Annotated in this window: 3 protein-coding genes; all 3 read left to right on the top strand. The window is 60.6% G+C overall.

Features of this window, described 5'->3' with window-relative positions; genetic code table 11:
- Positions 1-357 precede the first annotated feature (357 nt).
- Genes metG through CN933_RS31125 form a run of 3 tightly spaced genes read left to right on the top strand, consistent with a single transcriptional unit; the run spans position 358 to position 3,539 of the window.
- A complete protein-coding gene (gene metG, locus CN933_RS31135) occupies positions 358-1,908 on the top strand; it encodes a methionine--tRNA ligase (RefSeq protein ID WP_018094909.1) in 1,551 nt (516 codons plus the stop codon).
- Positions 1,909-1,921: 13 nt separating this feature from the next.
- Complete coding sequence (locus CN933_RS31130) at positions 1,922-2,701, top strand: TatD family hydrolase (protein WP_018094908.1); 780 nt, start codon at positions 1,922-1,924, stop codon at positions 2,699-2,701.
- A gap of 1 nt (position 2,702) precedes the next feature.
- On the top strand, positions 2,703-3,539 hold the full coding sequence (locus CN933_RS31125; protein WP_018094907.1) for an MBL fold metallo-hydrolase: 837 nt from the start codon (positions 2,703-2,705) through the stop codon (positions 3,537-3,539).
- Positions 3,540-3,770: the final 231 nt, after the last annotated feature.

The following is a 3,770-nucleotide window of genomic DNA, read 5'->3' as shown; positions in this document are numbered from 1 at the left end:
GCCGAAGACCGACCATCAAATCCGCCCGGTAACTGTCCGGGACTTAGCGGAATCGCTGTCCGCGACTTAGCGGAATTGCTGTCCGGGACTTACTGAAATCGGTGTCCGGGACTTAACGAAACACGCAGTCTGATATCGCTGGGAAGCCCCGCGGCTGGAGAGAAACTCTCTCTTGCCCTCCAGGTGGAGAAGGCCGTGCGAGGTTTCCGCGGAGCCCGAAATTTCCCCTCGAAGACGGTTCACGGCCACAGTCAGGTCGTTCCGGCCTAAATTCAACGTGATCTACCGGTTTCCTACCCGAAGGCGATGCGGTAATAGCACCCCATAGTTTCTGTCCCGAGGATATCGAAGCCCGCTATGAGAGATACGTCCCCGTTCTACATCACCACCGCGATTTCCTATCCGAACGGCAAGCCGCATATCGGTCATGCCTATGAACTGATCGCGACGGATGCCATGGCACGCTTTCAGCGGCTTGACGGGCGTGAGGTCTTCTTCCTGACTGGGACGGACGAGCATGGACAGAAAATGCAGCAGACGGCGAAGAGGGAAGGGATTTCTCCGCAGGAGCTTGCCGCCCGCAATTCGGCCGAGTTCCAGAATATGGCGCGGCTGCTCAACGCCTCCAACGACGATTTCATCCGCACGACCGAACAGCGCCACCACGAGGCCTCGCAGGCGATCTGGATCCGCATGGGCGAGGCGGGCGACCTTTACAAGGATTCCTATGCCGGGTGGTATTCCGTTCGAGACGAGGCCTATTACCAGGAAAACGAAACGGAACTGCGCGGCGACGGCGTACGATACGGACCGCAGGGAACGCCTGTGGAATGGGTGGAGGAAGAGAGCTATTTCTTCCGGCTGTCCGCCTACCAGGACAAGCTCCTCAAACATTACGAGGAAAATCCCGACTTCATCGGTCCGGCGGAACGGCGCAACGAGGTGATTTCCTTCGTCAAGTCGGGCCTGAAGGACCTCTCCGTCTCGCGCACCACGTTCGACTGGGGAATCAAAGTTCCGAACGATCCCGCTCATGTCATGTATGTGTGGGTCGACGCGCTGACCAACTACGTCACCGCCACCGGCTATCTGACCGACCCGACGGGTCCGCGCGCGAAGTTCTGGCCCGCAAACATCCACGTCATCGGCAAGGACATCATCCGTTTCCACGCCGTCTATTGGCCGGCATTCCTGATGTCGGCCGGTCTTCCGCTTCCCAAGCGCGTCTTCGCTCACGGATTCCTGCTCAACAAGGGCGAGAAGATGTCGAAGTCGCTCGGCAATGTGGTCGATCCGTTCAATCTGGTCGAGCATTTCGGCCTCGATCAGATCCGCTATTTCTTCCTCCGCGAAGTCTCGTTTGGCCAGGACGGCAGCTACAGCGAGGAGGGGATCGCGACCCGCATCAATTCCGACCTCGCCAACGGTATCGGCAATCTCGCCAGCCGTTCCCTGTCGATGATCGTCAAGAATTGTGACGGCCAGATTCCGCTCTGTGGGCCGCTGACCGACGAAGACAAGGCGATGCTCGCCGCCGCCGACTCGCTGATCGACACCGCACGCGAGGAAATGGGCAAGCAGCTCATTCATCGCGCACTTGCGGCGATCATCGCCGTCGTTTCCGAGACCGACCGCTACTTCGCAGGCCAGGAGCCCTGGGCGCTGAAAAAGACCGATCCGAGCCGCATGGCAACCGTGCTTTACGTCACGGCGGAGGTCGTTCGCCAGGTCGCGATCCTTCTGCAGCCATTCATGCCGGAATCGGCGGGAAAACTCCTGGATCTCGTCGCCCTACCGGCCGACCGTCGCGATTTCGCCCATCTCGGCGAAGCCGGGCGCCTCGTGTCCGGAACGCCGCTCGAAGCACCCAAGCCGGTCTTCCCGCGCTACGTCGCGCCGGAAGCCTGAACGAGACGAAAGCATGCTGATCGACACCCATTGCCACCTCGATTTTCCAGATTTTGAGGCCGAACGCGACGCAATCATCGAGCGCGCGCGGGAGGCCGGCGTGGCGCAGATGGTGACGATTTCGACCCGGGTGAAACGGTTCGACACGATCCTCGCGATCGCCGAGAAATATCCGAACGTCTTCTGTTCCGTCGGCACGCATCCGCATAATGCCGATGAGGAACTGGACGTGACGGCCGACGATCTCGTTCGGCTCTCCGCCCATCCCAAGGTCGTCGCGATCGGCGAAGCGGGGCTGGATTATTTTTACGACAACGCGCCGCGCGACGCGCAGGCGGAGGGATTGAGGCGGCATATCGCGGCAGCGCGAACGACCGGACTGCCGCTCGTCATCCATAGCAGGTCGGCCGACGACGATATGGCTGCCATTCTAACCGAGGAATCGGGGAAGGGCGCCTTCCCCTTCCTTCTCCATTGCTTCTCGTCCGGCCCGGACCTCGCCCGGATCGGCGTCGAGCTCGGCGGCTATGTGTCCTTTTCGGGGATCCTGACATTCCCGAAATCCGAGGAACTGAGGGACATCGCCAGGACAGTCCCGCGCGATCGGATGATCGTCGAGACGGACGCGCCCTATTTGGCACCGAAGCCGTTCCGCGGCAAGCGCAACGAACCGGCCTACGTGGCGCACACGGCCGAGGTGCTGGCGCAAGCCATCGGCGTCTCCAGTGAGGAGATTGCCGAAATCACCACCGAAAACGCCTTCAGGATCTTCTCGAAGATGCCGAGGCTTTGAAATGGCGTTTCGGCGGGTCTTCACCATTCTGGGCTGCGGCTCGTCGCCGGGCGTGCCGCGCATCACCGGTGATTGGGGCGCCTGCGATCCGTCGAACCTCCGCAACCGTCGCATGCGAGCGGCCTTGCTCGTAGAACAGTTTGCGCCGGACGGCGGCAAGACGACCGTCGTGATCGACACCGGCCCGGATTTCCGCGCCCAGATGATCGCGGCGAATGTACGCCACATCGATGCCGTGCTCTACACCCATGCCCATGCGGACCATCTGCACGGGATCGACGATCTGCGCGGTTTCGTCATCGAGAATCGCAGGCGCGTGCCGATCTGGGCCGATGCGTTCACGATGGCCCGTATTCGCGACGGCTTCCGCTACTGTCTGGAGTCGCCGCCGGGCAGCGGCTATCCGCCGATCGTCGAGCCGTACGTTATTCCCGACGACCTGCCGCCGTTGACCATCCATGGCGCCGGCGGGCCGATCTTGTTCGAGCCGCTGATGCAGTTTCACGGCAACGTCCATTCGCTCGGCTTCCGCATCGGCGGTTTTGCCTATTGCAGCGACGTCAGCGACTTTCCGGTGGAAACGATCGGGAAGCTCGGCGGGCTCGATCTGCTCGTCATCGACACGCTGCAGTACAAATTTCACCCGAGTCACTTGTCCCTGGTGCAGTCGCTCGTGTGGATCAACCGGCTGCGGCCGAAACGCGCCGTGCTCACGCATATGCATGTGCCGATGGATTACGAGACCGTGTGCGCCGAGACGCCGGATCACGTCGAGCCGGCTTACGACATGATGCGCATGGAGTTCGATATCGACCAGCCGTCGGCGGAAGACGCATAAAGTCCCATATCAGAGATTTTATCTAACTCACTGATCTGAAGCGACTTACGCCTTTGTTAGATCACGGCGTCTTGTTCCATAATCTATCTTATGCGACGTATGCATGTAGCGGCCGTTTAGAGATGCGACATATGAGCCAGTTAGAGATGCGACAGTCGTCGCCGCTTGGGATGCTGGTCAAACGTCAACGTTTGGAAGGAAGACTGGCGACGTGAAGCGTGGCTGAGACCA

It is taken from the genome of Sinorhizobium sp. M4_45 (assembly GCF_002885915.1).
Classification (GTDB): Bacteria; Pseudomonadota; Alphaproteobacteria; order Rhizobiales; family Rhizobiaceae; genus Sinorhizobium; species Sinorhizobium meliloti_A.
Note: the sequence above shows the minus strand (reverse complement) of the source record. Positions and strands in the feature narration are given on the sequence as shown.